Source organism: Kribbella shirazensis, from assembly GCF_011761605.1.
Taxonomy (GTDB): domain Bacteria; phylum Actinomycetota; class Actinomycetes; order Propionibacteriales; family Kribbellaceae; genus Kribbella; species Kribbella shirazensis.
Genome location: NZ_JAASRO010000001.1, coordinates 2,043,213 through 2,067,224 on the forward strand (window position 1 = coordinate 2,043,213; position 24,012 = coordinate 2,067,224).

General features: G+C 68.7%; 21 protein-coding genes. 18 read left to right on the forward strand and 3 right to left on the reverse strand.

What is annotated here, in order from left to right:
• The 18 genes from BJY22_RS10020 (at position 1) to BJY22_RS10105 (ending at position 21,497) form a co-directional block, all read left to right on the forward strand.
• A complete protein-coding gene (locus tag BJY22_RS10020; RefSeq protein WP_167205545.1) occupies positions 1-555 on the forward strand; it encodes a NuoB/complex I 20 kDa subunit family protein in 555 nt (184 codons plus the stop codon).
• On the forward strand, positions 552-1,259 hold the full coding sequence (locus BJY22_RS10025) for an NADH-quinone oxidoreductase subunit C (RefSeq protein ID WP_167205547.1): 708 nt from the start codon (positions 552-554) through the stop codon (positions 1,257-1,259). Before BJY22_RS10020 ends, BJY22_RS10025 begins: the two co-directional genes overlap by 4 nt.
• Positions 1,259-2,596, forward strand: a complete 1,338-nt coding sequence (locus BJY22_RS10030; RefSeq protein ID WP_167205549.1) for an NADH-quinone oxidoreductase subunit D — start codon at positions 1,259-1,261, stop codon at positions 2,594-2,596. The genes BJY22_RS10025 and BJY22_RS10030 overlap by 1 nt, the downstream gene beginning before the upstream one ends.
• Positions 2,597-3,403 (forward strand): NADH-quinone oxidoreductase subunit NuoE, encoded by an 807-nt coding sequence (gene nuoE, locus BJY22_RS10035; protein WP_202891052.1) that lies wholly within the window; start codon positions 2,597-2,599, stop codon positions 3,401-3,403.
• A 2-nt stretch (positions 3,404-3,405) separates the two neighbouring features.
• Entirely contained in the window at positions 3,406-4,707 is a 1,302-nt protein-coding gene (gene nuoF, locus BJY22_RS10040; RefSeq protein ID WP_202891053.1) for an NADH-quinone oxidoreductase subunit NuoF, read from the forward strand.
• Entirely contained in the window at positions 4,704-7,130 is a 2,427-nt protein-coding gene (locus BJY22_RS10045) for an NADH-quinone oxidoreductase subunit G (protein WP_167205551.1), read from the forward strand. The genes nuoF and BJY22_RS10045 overlap by 4 nt, the downstream gene beginning before the upstream one ends.
• On the forward strand, positions 7,127-8,455 hold the full coding sequence (nuoH, locus tag BJY22_RS10050) for an NADH-quinone oxidoreductase subunit NuoH (RefSeq protein WP_167205553.1): 1,329 nt from the start codon (positions 7,127-7,129) through the stop codon (positions 8,453-8,455). Before BJY22_RS10045 ends, nuoH begins: the two co-directional genes overlap by 4 nt.
• Entirely contained in the window at positions 8,448-9,011 is a 564-nt protein-coding gene (gene nuoI, locus BJY22_RS10055) for an NADH-quinone oxidoreductase subunit NuoI (RefSeq protein WP_238350331.1), read from the forward strand. The genes nuoH and nuoI overlap by 8 nt, the downstream gene beginning before the upstream one ends.
• The gene (locus tag BJY22_RS10060; RefSeq protein WP_167205557.1) at positions 9,008-9,844 is read left to right on the forward strand and encodes an NADH-quinone oxidoreductase subunit J; all 837 of its coding nucleotides are present in this window, start codon (positions 9,008-9,010) and stop codon (positions 9,842-9,844) included. Before nuoI ends, BJY22_RS10060 begins: the two co-directional genes overlap by 4 nt.
• On the forward strand, positions 9,841-10,140 hold the full coding sequence (gene nuoK / locus BJY22_RS10065) for an NADH-quinone oxidoreductase subunit NuoK (protein WP_130384807.1): 300 nt from the start codon (positions 9,841-9,843) through the stop codon (positions 10,138-10,140). The genes BJY22_RS10060 and nuoK overlap by 4 nt, the downstream gene beginning before the upstream one ends.
• Positions 10,141-10,151: 11 nt before the next feature.
• Complete coding sequence (gene nuoL / locus BJY22_RS10070) at positions 10,152-12,020, forward strand: NADH-quinone oxidoreductase subunit L (RefSeq protein ID WP_167205559.1); 1,869 nt, start codon at positions 10,152-10,154, stop codon at positions 12,018-12,020.
• Positions 12,017-13,540 (forward strand): NADH-quinone oxidoreductase subunit M, encoded by a 1,524-nt coding sequence (locus tag BJY22_RS10075; RefSeq protein ID WP_167205561.1) that lies wholly within the window; start codon positions 12,017-12,019, stop codon positions 13,538-13,540. The genes nuoL and BJY22_RS10075 overlap by 4 nt, the downstream gene beginning before the upstream one ends.
• A gap of 5 nt (positions 13,541-13,545) precedes the next feature.
• Complete coding sequence (nuoN, locus tag BJY22_RS10080; RefSeq protein WP_167218077.1) at positions 13,546-15,126, forward strand: NADH-quinone oxidoreductase subunit NuoN; 1,581 nt, start codon at positions 13,546-13,548, stop codon at positions 15,124-15,126.
• Positions 15,123-16,145, forward strand: a complete 1,023-nt coding sequence (locus BJY22_RS10085; protein WP_167205563.1) for a polyprenyl synthetase family protein — start codon at positions 15,123-15,125, stop codon at positions 16,143-16,145. The genes nuoN and BJY22_RS10085 overlap by 4 nt, the downstream gene beginning before the upstream one ends.
• Before the next feature lie 77 nt (positions 16,146-16,222).
• Entirely contained in the window at positions 16,223-17,398 is a 1,176-nt protein-coding gene (locus tag BJY22_RS10090) for an RsbRD N-terminal domain-containing protein (protein ID WP_167205565.1), read from the forward strand.
• Between the two features lie 127 nt (positions 17,399-17,525).
• Positions 17,526-19,853, forward strand: a complete 2,328-nt coding sequence (locus tag BJY22_RS10095; RefSeq protein WP_167205567.1) for a molybdopterin cofactor-binding domain-containing protein — start codon at positions 17,526-17,528, stop codon at positions 19,851-19,853.
• 8 nt (positions 19,854-19,861) lie between these two features.
• Entirely contained in the window at positions 19,862-20,344 is a 483-nt protein-coding gene (locus tag BJY22_RS10100; RefSeq protein WP_167205569.1) for a (2Fe-2S)-binding protein, read from the forward strand.
• Positions 20,337-21,497, forward strand: coding sequence for an XdhC family protein (locus BJY22_RS10105; protein ID WP_167205571.1), 1,161 nt, complete (start codon positions 20,337-20,339; stop codon positions 21,495-21,497). Before BJY22_RS10100 ends, BJY22_RS10105 begins: the two co-directional genes overlap by 8 nt.
• On the opposite strand, the gene qcrB is transcribed toward BJY22_RS10105, so the two are convergent.
• From qcrB to BJY22_RS10120, 3 genes are all read right to left on the reverse strand, one after another.
• On the reverse strand, positions 21,484-22,815 hold the full coding sequence (qcrB, locus tag BJY22_RS10110) for a cytochrome bc1 complex cytochrome b subunit (RefSeq protein WP_238350332.1): 1,332 nt from the start codon (positions 22,813-22,815) through the stop codon (positions 21,484-21,486). The two genes, BJY22_RS10105 and qcrB, sit on opposite strands and share 14 nt — an antisense overlap.
• A 163-nt stretch (positions 22,816-22,978) precedes the next feature.
• On the reverse strand, positions 22,979-23,434 hold the full coding sequence (locus BJY22_RS10115; RefSeq protein ID WP_167205575.1) for a cupin domain-containing protein: 456 nt from the start codon (positions 23,432-23,434) through the stop codon (positions 22,979-22,981).
• A gap of 95 nt (positions 23,435-23,529) precedes the next feature.
• Entirely contained in the window at positions 23,530-24,012 is a 483-nt protein-coding gene (locus BJY22_RS10120) for an RrF2 family transcriptional regulator (RefSeq protein WP_167205577.1), read from the reverse strand.

Below are 24,012 nucleotides of genomic sequence, written 5' to 3' on the forward strand. Positions count from 1 at the left end.
ATGGGTCTTGAGGAACAGCTTCCGGCCGGCGTCCTGCTGAGCACCGTCGAAGGACTGCTCGGCTACATGCGCAAGGCCTCGTTGTGGCCGGCAACCTTCGGGCTGGCCTGCTGCGCCATCGAGATGATGACCACCGGCGCGCCGCGGTACGACGCCGCGCGGTTCGGCATGGAGGTCTTCCGGGCCTCGCCGCGGCAGGCCGACCTGATGATCGTGGCCGGCCGGGTGAGCCAGAAGATGGCTCCGGTACTGCGCCAGATCTACGACCAGATGCCCGGCCCGAAGTGGGTGCTGGCGATGGGCGTGTGCGCGTCGTCGGGCGGCATGTTCAACAACTACGCGATCGTGCAGGGCGTGGACCACGTCGTACCGGTCGACATGTACCTGCCCGGCTGCCCGCCGCGGCCGGAGATGCTGCTGGACGCGTTCCTGAAGATCCACGACGAGATCCAGCACATGAAGCTCGGCGCGCACAAGAAGGCGCTGCAGACCGAGCAGGAGGCCGCGGCCCTGGTCGCCGCCCCGACGATCGAGATGAAGGGTCTGCTGCGGTGAGTGACTCACAGCCCGAGAACCTTCCGGCGACCTCTGCGGCCAGTGACGCGCAGACGCCCGACGCGGAGGTCATCGACCAGCGCGAGGGCATGTTCGGTGTCCGCGGCACCGGTGACACCTCCGGGTTCGGCGGCCTGCGCCGCCAGGTCGCGCTGCCCGGCGCGACCCCGCGGCCGTACGGCTCCTGGTTCGACGCGGCGGTGGACCGGCTCGAGGGCCTGACCGCCGACGACTCGATCGAGAAGGTCGTCGTCGACCGCGGCGAGCTGACCCTGCACATCAAGCGCGAGAACCTGGTCGAGGTGTGCAAGCACCTGCGCGACGACGAGGCGCTGCGGTTCGAGTTCTGCTCCGGCGTCAGCGGGGTGCACTACCCGCACGAGACCGGTCGCGAGCTGCACGCGGTGTACCACTTCCTCTCGATCACCCACAACCGGCGGATCCGGCTGGAGGTGTCGGCGCCCGACGCCGACCCGCACATCCCGTCGATCGTCTCGGTCTACCCGGCCAACGACTGGCACGAGCGGGAGACCTGGGACTTCTTCGGCATCGTCTTCGACGGTCACCCGGCGCTCACCCGGATCCAGATGCCCGACGACTGGCCGGGCCACCCGCAGCGCAAGGACTACCCGCTCGGCGGTATCGACGTCGAGTACAAGGGCGCTGTCATCCCACCGCCCGACACGCGGAGGTCGTACAACTGATGACCACTACAGACCCGTACGCGACCACCCGGGACACCACCGAGGGCAAGGTCTTCACCGTCACCGGCCAGGACTGGGACTCGGTCGTCTCCGGTCTCGGCGAGGAGCCGGAAGAGCGCGTCGTCGTCAACATGGGCCCGCAGCACCCGTCCACGCACGGTGTGCTCCGGCTGATCCTCGAGCTCGACGGTGAGAACGTGACCGAGGCCCGCTGCGGCATCGGCTACCTGCACACCGGCATCGAGAAGAACATGGAGTTCCGCTCCTGGACGCAGGGCGTCACGTTCTGCACCCGGATGGACTACCTGTCGCCGTTCTACAACGAGGCGGCGTACTGCCTGTCGGTCGAGCGGCTGCTCGGGATCGAGGACCAGATCCCGGAGAAGGCCAACGTGATGCGTGTGCTCCTCATGGAGCTCAACCGGATCAGCAGCCACCTGGTGTGTATCGCCACCGGCGGTATGGAGATCGGCGCGCTGACCGTGATGACGATCGGCTTCCGCGAGCGGGAGAAGACGCTGGACCTGTTCGAGCTGATCACCGGCCTGCGGATGAACCACGCGTTCATCCGGCCGGGCGGTGTCGCGCAGGACCTCCCGCCGGGTGCGCTGGACGAGATCCGCGAGTACATCACGTGGATGAACAAGCACCTCAAGGAGTACGCCGAGCTCTGCAACGCGAACCCGATCTTCAAGGCCCGCCTGCAGGACGTCGGCTACCTGGACCTGGCCGGCTGCATGGCGCTCGGCATCTCCGGCCCGACGGTGCGCTCCACCGGGTACGCCCTGGACCTGCGCAAGAGCCAGCCGTACTGCGGGTACGAGACGTACGACTTCGACGTACCGACCTGGGACTCCTCCGACGCGTACGGGCGCTTCCGCGTCCGGCTGCAGGAGATGCACGAGTCGCTGAAGATCGTCGAGCAGTGCGCCGACCGGCTGGAGAAGATGGACGGGCAGCCGGTGATGGTCGCCGACAAGAAGATCGGCTGGCCGAGTCAGCTGGCCGTCGGCGCCGACGGGATGGGCAACTCGCTCGACCACATCAAGCACATCATGGGCGAGTCGATGGAAGCGCTGATCCATCACTTCAAGCTGGTCACCGAGGGCTTCCGGGTGCCGGCCGGCCAGGCGTACGTGGCGATCGAGTCGCCGCGCGGCGAGATGGGTGCGCACGTCGTCTCCGACGGCGGCACCAAGCCGTACCGGGTGCACTTCCGTGACCCGTCCTTCGCAAACCTGCAGGCGATGCCGATCATGTGCGAGGGCGGCCAGGTCGCCGACGTGATCGTCGCCGTCGCCAGCCTTGACCCGGTGATGGGTGGAGTGGACCGCTAAATGGCCGAGAACCACACGACTGCTACCGACAAGACGGTGCCGTACAGCACCGGCGACTCGAAGATCTCCGAGGCCACGCTCGCCGAGATGCGCGAGATCGCGGCCCGGTACCCGGTCGCCCGGTCCGCGCTGCTGCCGATGCTGCACCTGGTGCAGTCGGTCGAGGGCCGGGTCACCCCGGAGGGCATCGAGGCGTGCGCCGAGGTGCTCGGGCTGACCGGCGCCGAGGTGTCGGCGGTGGCCACCTTCTACACGATGTACAAGCGCCGTCCGGTCGGCGACTACCACGTCGGCGTCTGCACCAACACGCTCTGCGCGGTGATGGGCGGCGACCTGATCTTCGACCGGCTCAAGCAGCACCTCGACGTCGGCAACGACGAGACCACCGAGGACGGCAAGATCACCCTCGAGCACCTCGAGTGCAACGCCGCCTGCGACTACGCGCCGGTGATGATGGTCAACTGGGAGTTCTTCGACGACATGACGCCGGAGTCCGCGACCCAGCTGGTCGACGACCTGCGCGAGGGCAACGAGGTGAAGTCGCCGCGCGGTGCGACGATCTGCACCTGGCGGGAGGCCGAGCGGGTACTGGCCGGCTTCCCCGACGGCCGCGCCGACGAGGGCCCGACCGGCGGCAAGGCCACGCTGGCCGGCCTCCGCCTGGCCCGCGAGCGCAACTGGACCGCGCCGAACGGCAACGGCGGCGCCCCGGCCCCGCTGGACGCCGTCCCCGGGCCGCGTCCGGAGGACCAGCCCGGCCGCGAGTCGCAGGCCGTGCACAGTGACGACACCCGGAAGGAGGGCTGACCATGCTGACCCCGGTGCTGTCCGACAACTGGGACCAGATCAAGTCCTGGCAGCTGGCGTCGTACCAGCGGTCCGGCGGGTACGACGCGTTGCGCAAGGCGCTCGCGATGCAGCCGGCCGATGTGGTTGCCGCGGTCAAGGACTCCGGTCTGCGCGGCCGCGGCGGCGCGGGCTTCCCGACCGGGATGAAGTGGTCCTTCATCCCGCAGGACAACCCGAAGCCGAAGTACCTGGTGGTGAACGCGGACGAGTCCGAGCCGGGCACCTGCAAGGACATCCCGCTGATGATGGCCTCGCCGCACACGCTGGTCGAGGGCGTCATCATCGCGTCCTACGCGATCCGTGCGTCGGTCGCGTTCATCTACGTCCGCGGTGAGGTCCTGCACGTGATCCGCCGGCTGCAGCAGGCGGTCCAGGAGGCCAAGGACGCCGGCTTCATCGGCCAGAACATCCTCGGCAGCGGCTACGACCTGGACGTGGTCGTGCACGCCGGCGCCGGCGCCTACATCTGCGGCGAGGAGACGGCGCTGCTGGACTCGCTGGAAGGACGTCGCGGTCAACCTCGTCTGCGTCCTCCGTTCCCCGCGGTCGCGGGCTTGTACGGCTGCCCCACTGTCATCAACAACGTCGAGTCGATCGCGTCTGTTCCCGTCATCCTGAAGAACGGCGCGGACTGGTTCTCCTCGATGGGCACCGAGAAGTCCAAGGGCATGACGCTGTACTCGCTGTCCGGGCACGTCACCCGTCCGGGGCAGTACGAGGCGCCGCTGGGCATCACGCTGCGCGAGCTGCTCGACCTGGCCGGCGGGGTCCGCGAAGGCCACGAGCTGAAGTTCTGGACGCCGGGTGGTTCGTCGACGCCGCTGCTGACGTCGGAGCACCTCGACGTACCGCTGGACTACGAGGGCGTCGGCTCGGTCGGGTCGATGCTCGGTACCAAGGCGCTGCAGATCTTCGACGACTCGGTGTGCGTCGTGCGCGCGGTCCTGCGCTGGACGGAGTTCTACAAGCACGAGTCCTGCGGCAAGTGCACGCCGTGCCGTGAGGGCACGTGGTGGCTGGTGCAGATCCTGGAGCGGCTGGAGAAGGGCCAGGGGTCCGACGAGGACCTGGACGTCCTGCTCGACCTGTCCGAGAACATCCTCGGCCGGTCGTTCTGCGCCCTCGGTGACGGTGCGACCGCGCCGATCACCAGCTCGATCGCGCACTTCAAGGACGAGTACCTGGCGCACTTCGAGAACGGCGGCTGCCCGTTCGACCCGATGGCAAGCACTGTCTTCGCGACTGCTGGAGCAACCGCATGACGATCCAAGCGAACCCACCGGCCACCGACGTCGAGAAGGTCGACCTGGTCACGGTCACCATCGACGACATCGAGGTCAAGGTTCCGAAGAACAGCCTGGCGATCCGGGCCGCGGAGCAGATCGGGATCCAGATCCCGCGGTTCTGCGACCACCCGCTGCTCGACCCGGTCGGGGCCTGCCGCCAGTGCCTGGTCGAGGTCGTCGACGCCGGCAACGGCCGGGGCATGCCGAAGCCGCAGGCGTCCTGCACCCTGACCGTTGCCGACGGCATGGTGATCCGCACCCAGGTGAGCTCGCCGGTGGCGGACAAGGCGCAGCACGGGAACATGGAGTTCCTGCTGATCAACCACCCGCTGGACTGCCCGGTCTGCGACAAGGGCGGCGAGTGCCCGCTGCAGAACCAGGCGATGAGCAACGGCGCCGGCGAGTCCCGGTTCACCGAGGTGAAGCGGACCTACCCGAAGCCGATCAACATCTCGGCCGAGGTGCTGCTGGACCGCGAGCGCTGCATCCTCTGCGCGCGCTGCACGCGGTTCTCCGAGCAGATCGCGGGTGACCCGTTCATCGCGCTGATCGAGCGCGGCGCGCTGCAGCAGGTCGGCATCTACGAGAAGGAGCCCTTCGAGAGCTACTTCTCCGGCAACACCATCCAGATCTGCCCGGTCGGTGCGCTGACGAGTGCGGCGTACCGCTTCCGCTCGCGGCCGTTCGACCTGGTGTCGGTGCCGTCGGTGGCCGAGCACGACGCGTCCGGTGCGGCGATCCGGATCGACTACCGGCGCGGCAAGGTGATGCGCCGGCTGTCCGGTGACGACCCGCAGGTCAACGAGGAGTGGATCTCCGACAAGGACCGGTTCGCGTTCCAGTACGCGTCCACCGGTGACCGGCTGACCCACCCGCTGATCCGTGAGGACGGCGAGCTGCGGCCGGCGTCCTGGCCGGAGGCGCTGACCTTCGCCGCGGAGAAGCTGAACGCCGCGCACGGCAACGCGGCGGTGCTGACCGGTGGCCGGCTGACCGTCGAGGACTCCTACGCGTACTCGAAGTTCGCCCGGGTCGCGCTCGGCAGCAACGACATCGACTTCCGGGCCCGACCGCACTCCGCGGAGGAGGCGGACTTCCTCGCCGCCGCGGTGGCCGGTACCGGTCTCGGCACGACGTTCGCGGACCTCGAGAAGGCCGGCTCGGTGCTGTTCGCCGGGTTCGAGCCCGAGGAGGAGGCGCCGTCGGTGTTCCTCCGGATCCGCAAGGGCGTCAAGAGCCACGGCACCAAGGTGTTCACGATCGCGCCGTACGCGTCCCGCGGTGTGGAGAAGCTGGACGGCGTCGTCGTCCACGCGTCGCCCGGCACCGAGGCCGCGGTGCTCTCGGACCTCGGCAACGCCGGCGAGGCGGGAGCGGCGGCGCTGGCCGCCCTCGGCCCGGACTCGATCATCGTCGTCGGCGAGCGGCTGGCGAGCGCGCCGGGTGGCTACTCGGCGGCGCTGCGGCTGGCGCTCGACACCGGTGCGGACCTGGCGTGGATCCCGCGCCGCGCGGGTGACCGGGCCGCGCTCGAGGCCGGCTGCCTGCCGGGCCTGCTGCCCGGCGGCCGCCTGGTGAGCGACCCGCAGGCGCGCGTCGACATGCAGGCCGCCTGGGGCGTGGAGAACCTGCCGGCCGAGGTCGGCAAGGACCTCACCGAGATCGTCGAGAACGCCGGATCGCTGCAGGCGCTGGTGGTCGCGGGCGTCGAGATCGACGACCTGCCGGACCCGGCGGCGGCGCTGGCCGCGCTCGAGGCGGTGCCGTTCGTGGTGAGCTTCGAGGTCCGCAAGTCGCAGGTGACCGAGTACGCCGACGTGATCTTCCCCGTCGTACCGCCGGTGGAGAAGTCCGGCACGTTCGTGAACTGGGAGGGCCGCGAGCGGCCGTTCCCGGCGGTGCTCAAGGTGCCGGCCGCGATGCCGGACGTGCGGGCGCTGGCCGCGCTGGCGCAGGAGATGGGCCGGTCGCTCGGGTTCAGCACGCCGGACGGCGCGAAGCGGGAGTACGACCAGCTCGGCCGCTGGGACGGCGACCGGGCGCAGGAGCCGACGTACCAGGCCGGTCCGGCGTTGGGCGCGTTCGACTCCACCCGGCTCGCGACCTGGCGGATGCTGATCGACGACAGCCGGGCCTGCGACGGTGAGCCGCACCTGACCGCGACCGCGCGCAAGCCGGTCGCCAGGATCTCGCTCACCACCGCGCGCCGGATCGGTGTCGCCGACGGCGACGAGCTGGTGGTCAGCACCGACGCCGGAAGCATCCGGCTGCCGGTCGTGATCACCCCGATGACCGACAACGTGGTCTGGCTGCCGACGAACTCGGCCGACTCCCACGTCCGCCGGTCGCTGCACGCAGACCATGGCTCGATCGTGACGATCGCCGGAGGGAACGCATGAACATCCCGCTCGCGGTACCGGACGCGGGGGTCGGGAACGACCCCTGGTGGGTCATCCTGATCAAGGTCCTGTTCATCTTCGTCTTCCTCGTCGTGCTGACGCTGTTCAACATCTGGTGGGAACGCCGGGTAGTGGCGCGGATGCAGCACCGGATCGGCCCGAACGTGCACGGACCCGCGGGTCTGCTGCAGTCGCTGGCCGACGGTGTGAAGCTGATGCTCAAGGAAGACCTGATGCCCAAGGGCGTCGACCGGTTCGTCTTCGTGCTGGCGCCGGCGATCGTCGCCGTACCGGCCTTCCTCACCTTCGCGGTGATCCCGTTCGGGCCGACGGTGAAGATCCCGTTCACCGAGACCTACACCCGGCTGCAGTTGACCGACCTGCCGGTCTCGGTGCTGTACGTGATGGCGGTCGCCTCGATCGGCATCTACGGCATCGTGCTCGGTGGCTGGTCGTCGAACTCGACGTACTCGCTGCTCGGCGGTCTGCGCTCCAGCGCGCAGATGATCTCCTACGAGGTCGGCATGGGCCTGGCGCTGGTGACCGTGTTCCTGTTCGCCGGCTCGATGTCCACCTCGGAGATCGTGGCGGCGCAGTCGCACCAGACCGTGAACCTGTTCGGCGCCGACATCCCGCTACCGGGGTGGTACGCGTTCCTGTTGTTCCCGTCGTTCGTGATCTACGTGGTCTCGATGGTCGGCGAGACGAACCGGGCGCCGTTCGACCTCCCGGAGGCCGAGGGTGAGCTGGTCGCGGGCTTCCTGACCGAGTACTCCTCGATCAAGTACGCGATGTTCTTCCTGGCCGAGTACATCAACATGGCGACCGTGTCCGCGCTGGCCACCACGCTGTTCCTGGGCGGCTGGCGGGCCCCGTGGCCGATCTCGATCTGGGACGGCGCGAACTCGGGCTACTGGCCGGTGCTGTGGTTCATGGGCAAGCTGATGGGCTTCATCTTCTTCTACATCTGGCTGCGCGGAACGCTGCCGCGGCTGCGCTACGACCAGTTCATGAAGCTCGGCTGGAAGATCCTGATCCCGATCTCGCTGGCCTGGATCCTGCTGGTCGCCACCGTCCGCGCGGTCGGTCGTGAGACCACCTTCAGCCGCAGCACGCTGCTGATCGCCGCCGCGGTCGTCCTGGTGATCGCGATCGTCAGCATGTTCATCCCGCAGAAGCCGAAGCCCGAGAAGCCCACCGAGGCAGATCGCGCCGAGAACTTCGATGCCTTCGCCGGCGGCTTCCCGGTGCCTCCACCGATGGTCGTCAGCACCCCGAGCCGAAGCGAGACTGAGAGCCGTAGCAAGGATGGCAGCAATGGCTAGTGTCAAAGAGTCCCTCTGGGATCCGGTAGCCGGGTTCGGGGTCACCTTCCGGACGATGTTCCGGAAGGTGTTCACCGAGCAGTACCCGTTCGACAAGAAGCCGACCGCCCCACGGTTCCACGGCCGGCACCAGCTGAACCGCTGGCCGGACGGGCTGGAGAAGTGCGTCGGCTGCGAGCTGTGCGCGTGGGCCTGCCCCGCGGACGCGATCTACGTCGAGGGCGCCGACAACACCGAGGGCGACCGGTTCTCGCCGGGCGAGCGGTACGGCCGGGTGTACCAGATCAACTATCTGCGCTGCATCCTTTGCGGTCTGTGCATCGAGGCCTGCCCGACCCGGGCGCTCACGATGACCAACGAGTACGAGCTGGCCGACACCAGCCGCGAGTCCCTCATCTACGAGAAGAAGGACCTGCTGGCGCCGCTGCTCCCGGGCATGCAGGAGCCGCCGCACGAGATGCAGCTCGGCTCGACCGAGAAGGACTACTACCTCGGCCTGACCGGTGCGGCCGCGCCCGCCCAAGGAAGTCAGACGCAGGGGAGTGACGCCAAGTGATCGGTCTCGTCACCGGCCCGCAGGTCGCGTTCTGGCTGCTGGCCCCGGTCATGGTCCTGGCTGCGATCGGCATGGTGCTGGTCCGCAAGGCGGTGCACTCGGCGCTGCTGCTGGCGACGGTGATGGTCTGCCTCGCGGTGCAGTACGCCGCGCAGGACGCGCCGTTCCTGTTCGCCGTGCAGATCATCGTCTACACCGGCGCGATCCTGATGCTGTTCCTGTTCGTGCTGATGCTGGTCGGCGTCGACGCGTCCGACTCGCTGGTCGAGACGATCCGCGGTCAGCGGATGCTCGCCGGGATCGCGTTCCTGGGCTTCGGCATCCTGCTGGTCGCCGCGGTCGGCAACGCCATCTACGGGAACCCGACGGGTCTCGCCGAGGCGCAGCCGGACGGCAACCCGAAGGGCATCGCCCAGCTGCTGTTCGGCAAGTACGTGTTCGCCTTCGAGGTGACGTCGGCGCTGCTGATCACCGCGGCGATGGGCGCGATGATGCTGGCCCACCGCGAGCGGCTGACCAAGAAGCGCACGCAGCGCGACCACGCCGAGGAGCGGATCCGCAAGTACGCCGAGCAGGGCATCCACCCGGGTCCGCTGCCGACCCCCGGCGTGCTGGCCCGGCACAACGCCGTCGACACCCCGGCGCTGCTGCCGGACGGGTCGATCGCACCGACCTCGGTTTCGCGGGTGCTGCAGGCCCGTGGCACCGTGTTCCCCGAGGCCGAGGAGCGCGCGGACGTCGACCAGGTGCGCGAGCTCGACCAGGGCGAGCTGTACCCGCCCGAGGCGGAGAGCACCGACACGACCGGATTCGGCGAGGAGGAGAAGAAGTGACCACCGAGCCGTACATCGTGCTCGCGGCGATCCTGTTCAGTATCGGCGCCCTCGGCGTGCTGGTACGCCGTAACGCCATCGTCGTCTTCATGTGCGTCGAGCTGATGCTGAACGCGACCAACCTCGCGTTCGTCAGCTTCGCCCGTCAGCACGGCAACCTCGACGGCCAGATCGCCGCCTTCTTCGTGATGGTGGTGGCCGCGGCCGAGGTCGTGATCGGGCTCGCGATCATCATGGCCATCTTCCGCACCCGTCGCTCGGCCTCGGTCGACGACGCCAACCTGCTCAAGTACTGAGGTAAGCACCGATGAGTCATGAGCTGACGTGGCTGCTGGTCGCGGTACCGGCGGTGTCCGCGGCGATCCTCCTGCTCGGTGGCAAGGCCACCAACGCGTGGGGTCACCTGCTGGGCACGCTGGCGCCGGTGATCTCCTTCGCCTGCGGCGTCGTGCTGTTCTTCCAGATGCAAGGCAAGTCCGGTGAAGAGCGGTCCGAGACGGTCCGGCTGTTCGAGTGGTTCTCGGTCGGCCACATCAAGGTCGACTTCACGCTGCTGATCGACCCGCTGTCGATCCTGTTCGTGCTGCTGATCACCGGTGTGGGTTCGCTGATCCACATCTACTCGATCGGCTACATGGAGCACGACCCGCGCCGGCGGCGGTTCTTCGGCTACCTGAACCTGTTCATCGCGGCGATGCTGCTGCTGGTGCTGTCCGCCGACTACCTGCTGGTCTTCGTCGGCTGGGAAGGCGTCGGTCTGGCGTCGTACCTGCTGATCGGCTTCTGGCAGCACAAGGACTCGGCCGCGGTGGCCGCGAAGAAGGCGTTCGTGGTGAACCGGGTCGGTGACATCGGCCTCTCGCTCGCGGTGATGAGCATGTGGGCGCTGTTCGGCTCGTCCGCGTTCGCCACGGTGGACGCCGGCGCCGAGGGGATGTCGTCCACCTGGGCGACGCTGGTCGGCCTGATGCTGCTGCTGGCCGCCTGCGGTAAGTCCGCGCAGGTGCCGCTGCAGTCCTGGCTGCTGGACGCGATGGAGGGCCCGACCCCGGTGTCGGCGCTGATCCACGCCGCGACCATGGTCACCGCGGGCGTCTACCTGGTGACCCGCTCGCACGCGATCTACGAGCACACCGAGGCGGCCTCCACGGCGGTCGTGATCGTCGGTACGGTCACCGCGCTCGCCGGTGCGATCATCGGTTGCGCCAAGGACGACATCAAGAAGGCGCTGGCCGGTTCGACGATGAGCCAGATCGGCTACATGATGCTGGCCGCCGGCCTCGGCCCGGCCGGGTACGTGTTCGCGATCTTCCACCTGCTCACGCACGGCTTCTTCAAGGCCAACATGTTCCTCGGCGCCGGATCGGTCATGCACGGCATGAACGACGACGTGAACATGCGCCACTACGGTGCCCTGCGGACGCCGATGAAGATCACCTTCGTCACCTTCGCGTTCGGCTACCTGGCGATCCTCGGCATCCCGCCGTTCGCCGGCTTCTTCAGCAAGGACAAGATCATCGAGGCCGCGTTCGCGGACAACACGATCATCGGGTTGTGCGCGCTGCTCGGCGCCGGCATCACCGCGTTCTACATGACGCGGGTGATGCTGATGACGTTCTTCGGCAAGAAGCGCTGGGCCGACGAGGTGCACCCGCACGAGTCGCCCGCGGTGATGACGTGGCCGCTGATCATCCTGGCGGCGCTGTCGCTGGGCGGCGGCGCGCTGTACTTCGCCGGGCACTGGATCGTCGACTGGCTGGAGCCGGTGGTCGGCCACGAGGAGCACCACCCGCCGGTGAGCGCGCTGGTGATGACGCTGATCACCCTCGCGGTGGTTGCCGTCGGCATCACGATCGCGGTGCTGATGTACCGCCGGGACATCCCGCGGGAGGCCCCGGCCGGTTCGCCGGTCACCGTCCTCGCCCGCCGTGACCTTTACGGCGACGCGCTCAACGAGGCCGTCCTCATGCGCCCCGGGCAGTACCTGACCCGGACGCTGGTCTGGCTGGACAACCGCGGCGTCGACGGCCTGGTCAACGGGCTGGCCGCACTCTTCGGCGGTCTGTCCGGCCGGCTCCGCCGGTTCCAGACGGGCTTCGTCCGTTCGTACGCACTCAGCATGGTCTTCGGCGCCGCATTCGTGGTCGTCGCCCTCCTCGCGGTGAGGTTGTCGTGAACATCGGTTGGCTGACCCTGTTACTGCTCCTGCCGTTCGTCGGGGCGATCGCGACGATGCTGGTGCCGAAGGCGAAGGCGCTGACGGCCAAGCAGGTCGCGCTCGGGTTCTCGCTCGTGACGCTGGTGCTGACCGCGATCGTCGCGGTCGGGTACCACCGCAACGGCGGCGAGGAGTACGCCGAGACGCACACCTGGATCAAGGCCTTCGGCGCGCACTACGCGCTCGGCCTGGACGGTGTCGGCATCGTCCTGGTGGTGCTGACCGCGCTGCTGACGCCGATCGTGATGATCGCGTCCTGGAACGACGCGCAGCAGGGCCGCTGGTCGGAGAAGTCCTTCTTCGCCTGGATCCTCGGCCTGGAGGCGCTGTCGATCGGCGTGTTCGCCGCCACCGACGTGTTCCTGTTCTACGTGCTGTTCGAGGCCACGCTGATCCCGATGTACTTCCTGATCGGCGGCTTCGGCGGCGCGCAGCGTTCGTACGCCGCGGTGAAGTTCCTGCTGTACTCGCTGCTCGGCGGTCTGCTGATGCTGGCGTCGGTGGTCGGGCTGTACGTCGTCTCGGCCAAGGCCGGCGACCCGTCGTACCTGCTCGCCGACATGGTGAAGCTGGACCTGAGCCAGAACACCGAGCGCTGGCTGTTCCTCGGCTTCTTCTTCGCCTTCGCGGTGAAGGCGCCGATGGTGCCGTTCCACACCTGGCTGCCGGACGCGGCCGGTGAGGCGACGCCGGGGACGTCGGTGCTGCTGGTCGGCATCCTGGACAAGATCGGCACCTTCGGGATGATCCGGTTCTGCCTGGGCCTGTTCCCGAACGCGTCCGAGTGGGCCACCCCGGTCGTCCTGGTGCTGGCGCTGATCTCGGTGCTGTACGGCGCGCTGCTGGCGATCGGCCAGACCGACATCAAGCGGCTGATCGCGTACACCTCGATCTCGCACTTCGGCTTCATCGTGATGGGCATCTTCGCGCTGACGTCGCAGGGCCTGACCGGGTCGACGCTGTACATGTTCAACCACGGCCTCTCGACGGCTGCGTTGTTCCTGGTCGCCGGGTACCTGATCTCCCGGCGCGGGTCCGCGCGGATCGCCGACTACGGCGGGGTCGAGAAGGTGGCGCCGGTGCTGGCCGGGACGTTCCTGTTCGCCGGCCTGTCCAGCCTCGCGCTGCCGGGTCTGTCGCCGTTCATCTCCGAGTTCATGGTGCTGGCCGGGACGTTCAGCCGGCACAAGGTGATCGCGGTGGTCGCCGTCCTCGGTATCGTGCTGGCCGCGCTGTACATCCTGCTGATGTACCAGCGCCTGATGACCGGCCCGGTCCGCGACGGGATCGAGAAGCTCAAGGACCTGAACCCGCGTGAGGTGCTCGCGATCGCGCCGCTCGTGGTCCTGATCATCGGCCTGGGAATCTTCCCGAAGCCGGTGGTCGACATCATCAAGCCCGCGGTCGACGAGACCATGCAGCGGGTGGGCGTGACCGACAAGGCACCGCAGATCCCCGTGACGGAGGGACAGAAGTGAGCGCGATGTTGCTGCCGCTGGCGGACTTCACGGCGCCGAAGATCGAGTACAACGAGCTGGCTCCGCTGCTCGTCGTGTTCGGCGCGGCGTGCGTCGGCGTCCTGGTCGAGGCGTTCCTGCCGCGGCCGTTGCGGCACCTGGTGCAGCTGGCGATCACGGTGGTCGCCGTGGTCGTCTCCGGCGTGCTGGCCGGCATCCTGATGAACCAGAAGAAGGAGCTGCTGGCCGCCCAGGGCGCGATCTCGGTCGACGGCCCGGCGCTGTTCACCTGGGTCATCCTGCTGGCGCTGACGCTGATCAGCGTGCTGCTGTTCGCGGAGCGCTCGATCGACGGCGGCCTGTCCGCGTTCGCAGGCCAGGCGGCCGCCGTACCGGGGTCCGAGGCCGAGCGTGAGGGTACGGCGGCTCGTGTCGAGCACACCGAGATCTTCCCGCTGACGCTGTTCGCGGTCGGCGGCATGATGCTGTTCGCGGCGTCGAACGACCTGCTGATCCTGTTCGTCGCGCTCGAGGTGTTCTCGCTGCCGCTGTACCTGCTCTGCGGCCTGGCTCGCCGGCGCCGGCTGATCTCGCAGGAAGCCGCGATGAAGTACTTCCTGCTCGGTGCGTTCTCCTCGGCGTTCCTGCTGTTCGGGATCGCGCTGCTGTACGGGTACGCCGGCACGATGTCGCTCGGCGGGATCTCGGACGCGCTGGCCTCGCAGACCGGTGGCGACACGATCCTGCTGGCCGGTACCGGTCTGCTCGGTGTCGGCCTGCTGTTCAAGGTCGGCGCAGTACCGTTCCACTCCTGGACGCCGGACGTGTACCAGGGCGCGCCGACGCCGGTGACCGGGTTCATGGCGGCCTGCACCAAGATCGCGGCGTTCATCGGCCTGATGCGGGTCTTCTACGTCGCGCTCGGCGGATCGCGCTGGGACTGGGCGCCGATGATCTGGGTCGTCGCGATCCTCACCATGGTGGTCGGTTCGATCGTCGCGATCACGCAGACCGACGTGAAGCGGATGCTGGCGTACTCGTCGATCGCGCACGCGGGCTTCCTGCTGACCGCGTTCGTCGGCCTCGCGCAGGCGGGCAGCGGCGTCCACAACGGGATCACGTCGACCCAGGCGGTGCTGTTCTACCTGGTGTCGTACGGCTTCCCGACGATCGGGGCGTTCGCCGTCGTCACGCTGGTCCGCGACGCGGGCGGCGAGGCGACGCACCTGTCCCGCTGGGCGGGTCTGGGCAAGAAGTCGCCGCTGCTGGCCGGTATCTTCGCGTTCTTCCTGCTGTCCTTCGCGGGCATCCCGCTGACCGCGGGCTTCACCGGCAAGTGGGCGGTCTTCAGCGCGGCCTGGACCGGTGGCGCGTGGCCGCTGGTCGTGGTCGCCGTACTGTCCAGCCTGGTCGCCGCGTTCTTCTACGTCCGAGTGATCGTGCTGATGTTCTTCTCCGACCTGCCGGCGGACTCGCCGGACGTGGCGCTGCCGGGCTGGCAGACGACGTCCGCGGTCGCCCTGGGTCTCGCCGCCACGGTGGTTCTCGGTCTGGTTCCCGGACCGGTGCTCGACCTGGCGGCCCGAGCTGGTGAGTTCATCCGTTGAGTCCGACCCCGCTGCCGGCCGAGAGCCTGGGATTCGAGTTCGCCGACGCGGCGCTCGAGGCCCGGGTTCGTGCCGGGCTGGAGCGTGTCGAGCAGGCGCTGCTCGGCGCGACGCAGTCCGAGGCGCCGTTCGTCACGGCGGCCGCGCAGCACGTCATGCTTGCCGGTGGCAAGCGGTTCCGGCCGCTGCTGGTGCTGCTGGCGGCCGAGTTCGGTGCTGAGGCCGTCTCCGACGAGGTGGTGAAGGCGGCGGTCGTCGTCGAGCTCACCCATGTCGCGACGCTGCACCACGACGACGTGATGGACGAGGCCGCGTTGCGGCGCGGCTCGTCCACCGCGAACGCGCGCTGGGACAACTCGGTCGCGATCCTGTCCGGCGACTGGCTGTTCGCCCGCGCGTCGGATCTGGTCGCCGACCTCGGGCCGGAAGCGGTCCGGATCCAGGCGCGGACCTTCGGCCGGCTGGTCGAGGGGCAGATCCGCGAGACCCTCGGTGTCGGCGAGGGGCAGGACCCGCTCAAGCACTACCTGTCGGTGGTCGCCGACAAGACCGGCTCGCTGATTGCCACATCCGCCCTCTTCGGAGCCCGGTACGCCGGTGCGTCGGAGGAGGTCCAGGAGTCGTTGCGCGCGTTCGGCGAGGAGATCGGCGTCGCGTTCCAGCTCGCCGACGACCTGCTCGACATCGCCTCCGAGTCCGGCCAGTCCGGCAAGACGCCCGGCACCGACCTCCGCGAGGGCGTCCCGACCCTCCCGGTCCTGATCTTCCGCGCCCAGGCGGACCCGGCGGATCCCACGGACGCCCGCCTCCTGGACCTGCTGGACTCCGACCTCTCCGACGACGCCCGCCTCGCGGAGACCCTGGAGCTGCTCCGCTCCCACGCCTCCTTCCGCCAGGCCGAGGACGACGTACGCCGCCGCGCGGCCGACGCCCGCAAACTCCTCACCACCCTCCCCGGAGGCCCCGGCCGCGACGCCCTCGACGCCCTCTGCGACCTGGTAGCCACCCGCAGCGTCTGATGCGAGGTCTGTGCGGTACGGCGACTGTGTGCGATGCTGTGCCGACTATGGGTGAGCGGGATGTTGCGCTAGCGGGCGTGACGCTGACTGTGGAGTCCCTGGCTGAGAGTGTGCTGCTCCAGTTGCCGGCGTTGACGGACACGCTGGTGGAGACCATCTACGCGCAGAATCCCGCGTATCGGGCGATGGGGTCGGTGCCGCGGCAGGACTTGTGGCAGTCGTGTCATGACAACGTTGCGCAGGTTGTGCGGATGGTGGCCGACAACGACGACCACTTCGATGCGGCGCAGGCGACCGGACGGCGGCGCGCGGAGCAGCGGATGCCGTTGGACGACGTACTGAAGTCGTTCCGGCTCGGCGGGCGGCTGGTGTGGGAGGCGTTGATCGACGAGGCCCGTGCCCAAGGGGTGGCCGAGTCCGCGGCGCTGCTGGATGTCGCGAGCAAGGTCTGGGAGGTCGTCGACCGGACCTCCTCGCAGGTTGCCGCCGCCTACCACGATGCCGAGCGGCAACTCCTGCGAGCCGACGAGCGGCGCCGATCGACCCTGTGGGAGGGCCTGCTGCACAGCCGGGCGAAGGATCCGGCGTTCGTGCAAGAGGCGGCCACCGTCCTCGACGTCCCGGTGACCGGCCGCTACCTGGTGGTGGCGATCGACAACCTGGTCGACGACGAGTGCACGACCAGCGTGTTCGTCCGGCGGTTCGCCGGTGTCCGGATCGCCTCCGCGTGGCAGGTTCGTCCGCAGACGGTTGTCGGATTGCTTGCCCTGGGCATGGAATCCCCGGCCACGGTACTGCGCATACTGCGCGACGTCGTCCACGCACCCGCAGGGCTGTCCGGCGTTGTCAACGATCTGACCGCGGTGCACGTCGCCTACCGTCAGGCGATGCTGGCCCGACGTACCCTGCCCGCCGGTCAGATCGACGTTGCGGCCCTGACGGAGCGGCTTCCCGAGGCATTGTTGCTCAGCGCACCGGAATTGGCCGGGCAGCTCGTTCAGAACTGGCTGGTGCCGCTGATGACGGTACCGGCGCCCGAGCGGGAGTTGCTGCTCGACACTCTGGACAAGTGGGTGATCGCGGCCGGCTCGATCCGCCGTACCGCGGATCTCGCGCACTGTCACCGCAACACGGTGATCAACCGCCTGCACCGGGTCCATCAGGTCACCGGCCGTGACCTTTCCGGCGAGGGCTTCCAGCTGGAGCTGGGCCTCGCGCTCCGTGCGTTCAGGCTGTTCCCGCCGCCTGCGTGACCGAACGGCCTGTCTGTGCGTTGTGCACAGTGAAGCCCAGTAAAACGTGGGCATTGCGGCCATGCCGCCGCCGCGCCGGCGGTGCCAGACTGCGTTCCCAGCATTGCTCGAAGCACGGAGGACCCTCATGGTCGAACGCAGTACGGCCGAACACACCGACGGACGCGGCCTGCTCGGGCGGCGTCGCGTCCTCGGGTACCTGATCGCGGCGCCAACGCTCGCGGTCGGCGTGAGCTGGTTCGCCAACGAGTCCGGCCCGCGTGCGGCGGACGCCGCGGTTCCGTCGCTGCCGCAGCCGGAGAACATCTTCGACCTCGGCGACCTGCAGAACCTCGCGGCGGCACCGACGTCCGGCCTGATCACCGTGGAAATCAAGGCCGACGGGACCGCGTATTTCGCGGTGCCGCGCTGCGAGGTGGGCCAGGGCATCACGACCGCGTTCGCGATGATGGTCGCCGAAGAGCTGGATCTCCCGATGAACAAGGTCGAGATCGCCCTCGCCGACGCGCGTCCGGAGCTGCTGATGAACCAGCTCACCGGCGGGTCGAACTCGATGCGCAGCATGTACCTCCCGGTCCGGACCGCCGCCGCGATCGCCCGGCAGCGCCTGGTGGAGACGGCCGCGGCGAGGTGGGATGCCGGAGCCGAGCAGCTGACCACGCGCAAGGGCGTGGTGAGCGGACCCGGCGGCCGTACGGCGACGTACGGATCGCTGGCCGAGGCCGCGGCGAGCGCCACGACGATCGCGGTGTCGGCGCAGCTCAAGGACCCGTCCGAGTTCAAGGTCCTCGGGCAGCCGCGCACCCGGGTTGACGCGTTCGACAGCGTTACCGGCCGCAAGCAGTTCGCGATGGACCTGCAGGTCCCGAACGCGAAGCCGACCATGGTGGCCAGGCCGCCGACGATCAACGGCACGCTCCGGTCGATCAACAACCTCGCCGCGCTGCGCGCGATGCCCGGTGTCACCGATGTCGTGGGGATCACCCACGGTGTCGCGATCAGGGCCGAGACCTTCGGCCAGTGCATCGACGCGATCCAGAAGGTCGACGCGACCTGGGGACCGGGCACGGTCGACGACGAGTCCGACGCGACCGTGCTGGCGAAGCTGCGGGCGGCCCAGCTGCCGATGGCCGTTCCGCCGCTGCTGTCGAAGACGATCGACGCCGAGTTCGTGTTCGCGTTCGCCAGCAACAGCCCGCTCGAGCCGGACTGCGCGATCGCGGACGTCCGCCCGGACAGCGCCGAGATCTGGTCCTGTCTCAAGGTACCGATCCTCGCGCAGGAAGACATCGCCAAGCAGCTCGGTCTGCCGATCGACGCGGTCAAGGTGCATGTCGTCCAGGGCGGCGGCTCGTTCGGACGGCACCTGTTCCACGACGTGGCGGCCGAGGCCGCGGAGATCTCGCAGAAGATGGGCAAGCCGGTCAAGCTGTCCTGGTCCCGCACGGACAACTTCCGCCAGGGACGCACGCATCCGATGTGCACGTCCCGCGTCCGGGTGAACTACCTGGGCGGCAACGTGCTCAGCTACGAGCAGCGCCACACCAGTGTGGAGACCGACTTCGGCCACGGCCTCGGCGAGATGATCACGGCGTTCGCCGCGGATCTGCCGGTCGCCGGGAACCTGTCGTTCGCCCAGACGATCTTCGCGCTCACCCAGACCTCGCCGTACAACTTCGGTGTCACGACGCAGCTGCTCAACGAGATCCCGCTGAAGTTCAACACCGGCAGCATGCGCAACATCTACTCGCCGAACGTGGTCTGCGCCGAGGAACTGATGGTCGACCAGCTGGCCGCGAAGATGGGCCAGGACCCGGTCCGGTTCCGCCGGAACTTCCTCAAGGACCAGCGGTTGCTCGCGGTGCTGAACAAGGCGGCCGAGGTCGGCAACTGGGGCAGGACGATGCCGAAGGGTACGGCGCAGGGCGTCGGTGTGCACTCGGAGTACCGGGCCGCGGTCGCGACCCTGGTCGAGATCGACTGCCGGCCCGAGACGGTGAACCGGCCGGTCGAGGGTGAAGGCGTGACCGGCCCGCGGGTGACGAAGGCGGTGATCGTCGTCGATCCCGGGTTCTGCGTCAACCCGCGCGGCCTCGAGGCCCAGATGATCGGCGGTCTGCAGGACGCGATCGCGCTGGCGCTGACCTCGAGCCTGCACATCAAGGACGGCATCCCGCTCGAAGGCAGCTGGGACAACTACTTCTACACCCGCGAGTGGAACTCGCCGCTGGACGTCGAGGTGGTGATCATGCCGAACACGAGCGAGAGCCCGAGCGGCGCCGGCGAGTTGGCGGTGGCTCCGGCGTTCGCCGCGGTCGCCTGTGCCTACGCGCGGGCGACCGGCACCATGCCGACGTACTTCCCGATCAACCACGGCAAGCTCGGGTTCGAGCCGTTGCCGTTGCAGCCGTCCACCCCGCAGTCGCCGACCGACGGCCTCGACCACACGTTCTGAGGGAATCCATGCCAACGCACAGCTTCAAGCTCAACGGCAAGCAGATCAGCGTCGAGGCCGAGGACAACGTCCGGCTGCTGTGGGTCCTGCGCGACCTGCTCGGCGTCACCGGCCCGAAGTACGGGTGCGGGATCCAGGTCTGCAGGTCGTGCACCTCGCACATCAACGGCAAGGCGTTCAACCCGTGCTCGGTGCCGGTCAAGGACCTCGACCCGACGGACGAGGTGACCACCATCGAGGGGCTGCCGGCGACGGTCGGCCAGGACCTGCACCCGATGCAGGAGGCCTGGCTCAAGTACGACGTGTCGCAGTGCGGGTACTGCCAGCCCGGTCAGATCATGGCCGCCGTCGCGAAGGTCCGGCAGGCGAAGGCGGAGGGACGCGACCTCACCGACGCGGACCTCGACGAGCTGCGCAACATCTGCCGGTGCGGCACGTACTCGCGGATCCGCGAAGCCGTCAAGGCCGGCGCGGAGGACATGGGTGCGTGACGTCCTGCCGCACGTCCGCCAGTGGTTCGCCGAGGGGTACGGCGAGAGGTACGGCGGACGGTTCGCGCTCGCCACGGTGATCGGGACGTTCCGCTCGGCTCCCCGGCAGCCCGGCGCGGCGATGGCGGTGTCGGGCGACGGCGTCGTGGTGGGCAGCGTGTCGGGCGGTTGTGTCGAGTCCGACGTGTACGAGGTGGCGTTGGAGGTCATCCGGACGGGCGTGCCGGCGGTCCGTCGGTACGGCGTGTCCGACGAGGACGTGTTCGCGATCGGGCTGACGTGCGGCGGCGTGATCGAGGTTCTGGTGGAGCCGATCGATCCGGTCTCGTTCGCGGAGTTCGAGTCGGTGGCCGCTGCGGTCGAGTCGGGGCGGCCGGTGGCGGTCGCGACCGTGGTCACGGCGGGGGATCGTCTGGGGCGCCGCATCATCGTCGAGCCCGACCGGGTGGTCGGCAGTCTGGGCGATGCCGGGCTGGTCGCGGCCGTGGTCGAGGACGCGGTGGCGATGCTCGCCAGCGGCACCACCGCGGTCCGGCAGTACGGCGCTCGCGGGGAGTGCCGGCGTACCGACGTCGCGGTGTTCGTGCAGGCGCTCACGCCGCCGCCGCGGATGTTCGTGTTCGGAGCGATCGACTTCGCCGCCGCCGTGGCCCAGGTGGGCAAGTTCCTCGGCTATCACGTGACGGTGTGCGATGCCCGGGCTGTGTTCACCACCCGCGCCCGGTTCCCCGAGGCGGACGAGGTCGTGGTCGACTGGCCGCACCGTTTCCTCGCCGGTGTGCTCGATCAGGTCGACAGCCGTACGGCGCTGTGCGTGCTGACCCACGATCCGAAGTTCGACGTACCGCTGCTGGAACTGGCCTTGCGCACCGACGCCGGCTACATCGGCGCGATGGGTTCGCGGCGTACCCACAACGATCGGCTGGCCCGGCTGCGGACCGCGGGCGTGACCGAAGACGAGTTGGCGCGGTTGTCCTCGCCGACCGGTCTGGATCTCGGCGCCGGCACTCCCGAGGAGACCGCGATCTCGATCGCGGCCGAGATCATCGCGACGCGGAACGCCGCGAGTGCACGGCCGCTGTCCACGACCACGGGCAGGATCCACGGCGGCACGACGTACGGGCGTGCCGCCGCGGGGATCACCGTGGGGTGAGTTGGCGTTTCGACGGGCGGTGGTCCTCGACGTACCCGCCGCTGGGGAGCCGGACGATCCGGCCGGTCTCGATGCCGTGCTCCGCGATGTCCTTGTCCTGTTGCTGGAGACCGAGGCAGACGCGGCGCGTGATGAACAGTGCGGCGGGCGGACCGACGATCAGCAGGACCTGGAACACCCGCAGCAGGGTGTTCACCGACATGTGGAACTGGAGGGCCATGGTGTCGGCGCCGGCGGCGGCCCAGAGGACGCCGTAGAAGGTGATGCCGGCGACGCCGATGCCGGTGCGGGTCGGGTTGTCACGCGGCCGCTCGGATTCATCCCACTTGCCGCGGGTCAGTCGCTCCTCGAGGAACGGGTAGACGGCGACGAGCGCGAGGAACAGTGTGCACGCAGCGACCGGCAGCAGGACGGCCAGGCTGATCGTCTTGCCCCACCACACGACTTCCCATCCCGGCGCGAGCCGGAGCGAGCCGTCCAGGAAGGCGAGGTACCACGCCGGCCCGACACCGGCGGAGGTGTCCGCGGGGTCGGCCGGGCCGTACAGCCAGACCGGGTTGATGGTCGCGGTCGCGGCCATCAGCGCCGAGACGCCGACCACGAAGCAGAACAGGCCGACGCTCTTCACCGTGGCGACGGGCGACTTCCGTTGGGCGATCGGGTTGTGCTTGAGCGCGAGGACCGCGAGGGCGACGAAAAGCAGGACGAGTACGGCGGGCAGGACGACGACGTGCAGCGGGTAGAACCACGTGATCACGTTGCCGGGGAACTCGCCGCCGAACAGCAGGTACGACAGGGCGGAGCCGACGAACGGGGTCGCCTGCAGAACACCGTCGAGTACGGCGAGGCTGGTCCCGGACGCCATGTCGTCCGGTAGTGACGTACCGGTGAGGCAGGCGCCCAGCGTGACGATCAGCAGGCTGAAGACCACCAGCCAGTTGAGCCGCCGCGGCCGCCGGAACCTGCCGCTGAAGAACAGCCGCAGCAGGTGCAGCGTGATCGCCGCCACCATGATCAGCGTGGACCAGTGGTGCATCTGACGGGCGAGCAGCCCGCCACGGGTCTCGAACGAGAGCGCGAGCGTCGAGTCCAGCGCCCGCGACACCTCCGTACCCTGCAGTGGCCCGTACGGCCCGTCGTACACGACCGGCTCCGTCGACGGCTCGTACTGCACCGTCAGCACCACACCGGTCAGCACGATCACAACGAAGCTGTAGAACGCGATCTGGCCGAACAACAACGACCAGTGATCAGGAAACACTCTCGCTCGTAGGTTGCTCCACGGACGCTGCATCGCAGGACCTCCTCCGTCATCCATACGACACCGCAGCCCCCGAGACTGTGACACCCCGTGTCACACCTCACGTCCCGAGGGCCCGCCTAGGCTCGCCTGGCCACTTTGTGCACCGGATCTGTATCAGCGCGTTGCCGCCGTACGGATCTGGTGCACAAAGTGTTGGCGAGCTCGCGGCCCCGTCGCGTCAGCGGTGCTGCCAGGTGGGGCTTTCTACGTAGTGGTTGTCGTAGAGGTCGCTGGTTTTGGCTACTTCGGACCAGTCGGTTTCGCCGCGGTAGGCGCGTTCCAGTAGGCGGTAGTAGCCGAAGCGGGGCTTGGCGTGGGTCAGGACGAAGAGGACCTCGGCCGGCTCGGTGCCGGCGGCTTCGAAGGCGTGTGGGGTGTTCGGGGCGACGTGCAGGAAGTCGCCTTGGTGGAGCTCGATCAGGTCCTCGCCGGTGAGGACGCGCAGCGAGCCGTTCAGGACGAAGAACAGTTCGGCGGCCTCGCGGTGCAGGTGCGGGGGAGCGCCTTCCTTGCCGGGCAGGAAGATCGACCGGTGGCTGGTCAGGTGCCCATCGGTGTCGGGTACGTCGGCCAGCAGGCTGACCCCACTCGCGGACAGCTCCTCGGCCTCGGCGGCACGAATCAGAATGGTCATCGGAATCTCCTTCGGTGGTGGTGCGGACGGCTTATTCGGGATATTGGATATCCAGAATCAACTTCTGGGGAAACGGCAGGGGAAAGGTGGATGGTTCAGGACTTCAGGTTGGCGAAACGGCTGCGGGTGTTGTCGGGCGCGCTCGGGTTCAGGCGGACGACCTCGTCGGCGATGTCCGCGATCGATCGGCTCGCCAGTTCGCGGCGGTAGGTCAGCTCGGCGCCGCGCATGGCCTGCGAGATGACGCAGACCTTGGTGTAGTCGGCCCGCGCGTCGGCGCCGGGGCCTTCCTTGAGGATCTCCATACAGCGGAACGCGTCGTCCGGCCCGTCGATCGCGACGACGATGTCCAGCAGTGAGATGTTGCGCGGGTCGCGGGCGAGCTGGAAGCCGCCCTTCGGGCCGGAGACCGAGCTGAGGATGCCGGCCCGGGTAAGCGCCTGGAGCTGCTTGTTCAGGTACGCCGTGGGCAGGTTGTAGAAGGCCGCGAGCCGCTTGGCGGTGACCGCCTCGCCGGGCGCCCAGCTGAGGTTCACACAGCTGTGCATCGCCCACTCGACGCCCTCGTTCATCTTCAT

Coding starts and splice junctions, on each gene's coding strand:
- nuoE (WP_202891052.1), top strand. CDS start 2,597: ATGGCCGAGAACCACACGACTGCTACCGACAAGACGGTGCCGTACAGC.
- nuoL (WP_167205559.1), top strand. CDS start 10,152: ATGAGTCATGAGCTGACGTGGCTGCTGGTCGCGGTACCGGCGGTGTCC.
- nuoN (WP_167218077.1), top strand. CDS start 13,546: ATGTTGCTGCCGCTGGCGGACTTCACGGCGCCGAAGATCGAGTACAAC.
- BJY22_RS10045 (WP_167205551.1), top strand. CDS start 4,704: ATGACGATCCAAGCGAACCCACCGGCCACCGACGTCGAGAAGGTCGAC.
- BJY22_RS10100 (WP_167205569.1), top strand. CDS start 19,862: ATGCCAACGCACAGCTTCAAGCTCAACGGCAAGCAGATCAGCGTCGAG.
- BJY22_RS10095 (WP_167205567.1), top strand. CDS start 17,526: ATGGTCGAACGCAGTACGGCCGAACACACCGACGGACGCGGCCTGCTC.
- qcrB (WP_238350332.1), bottom strand. CDS start 22,815: ATGGATGACGGAGGAGGTCCTGCGATGCAGCGTCCGTGGAGCAACCTA.
- BJY22_RS10020 (WP_167205545.1), top strand. CDS start 1: ATGGGTCTTGAGGAACAGCTTCCGGCCGGCGTCCTGCTGAGCACCGTC.
- nuoI (WP_238350331.1), top strand. CDS start 8,448: ATGGCTAGTGTCAAAGAGTCCCTCTGGGATCCGGTAGCCGGGTTCGGG.
- BJY22_RS10030 (WP_167205549.1), top strand. CDS start 1,259: ATGACCACTACAGACCCGTACGCGACCACCCGGGACACCACCGAGGGC.
- nuoH (WP_167205553.1), top strand. CDS start 7,127: ATGAACATCCCGCTCGCGGTACCGGACGCGGGGGTCGGGAACGACCCC.
- BJY22_RS10115 (WP_167205575.1), bottom strand. CDS start 23,434: ATGACCATTCTGATTCGTGCCGCCGAGGCCGAGGAGCTGTCCGCGAGT.
- nuoF (WP_202891053.1), top strand. CDS start 3,406: ATGCTGACCCCGGTGCTGTCCGACAACTGGGACCAGATCAAGTCCTGG.
- BJY22_RS10120 (WP_167205577.1), bottom strand. CDS start 24,012: ATGAAGATGAACGAGGGCGTCGAGTGGGCGATGCACAGCTGTGTGAAC.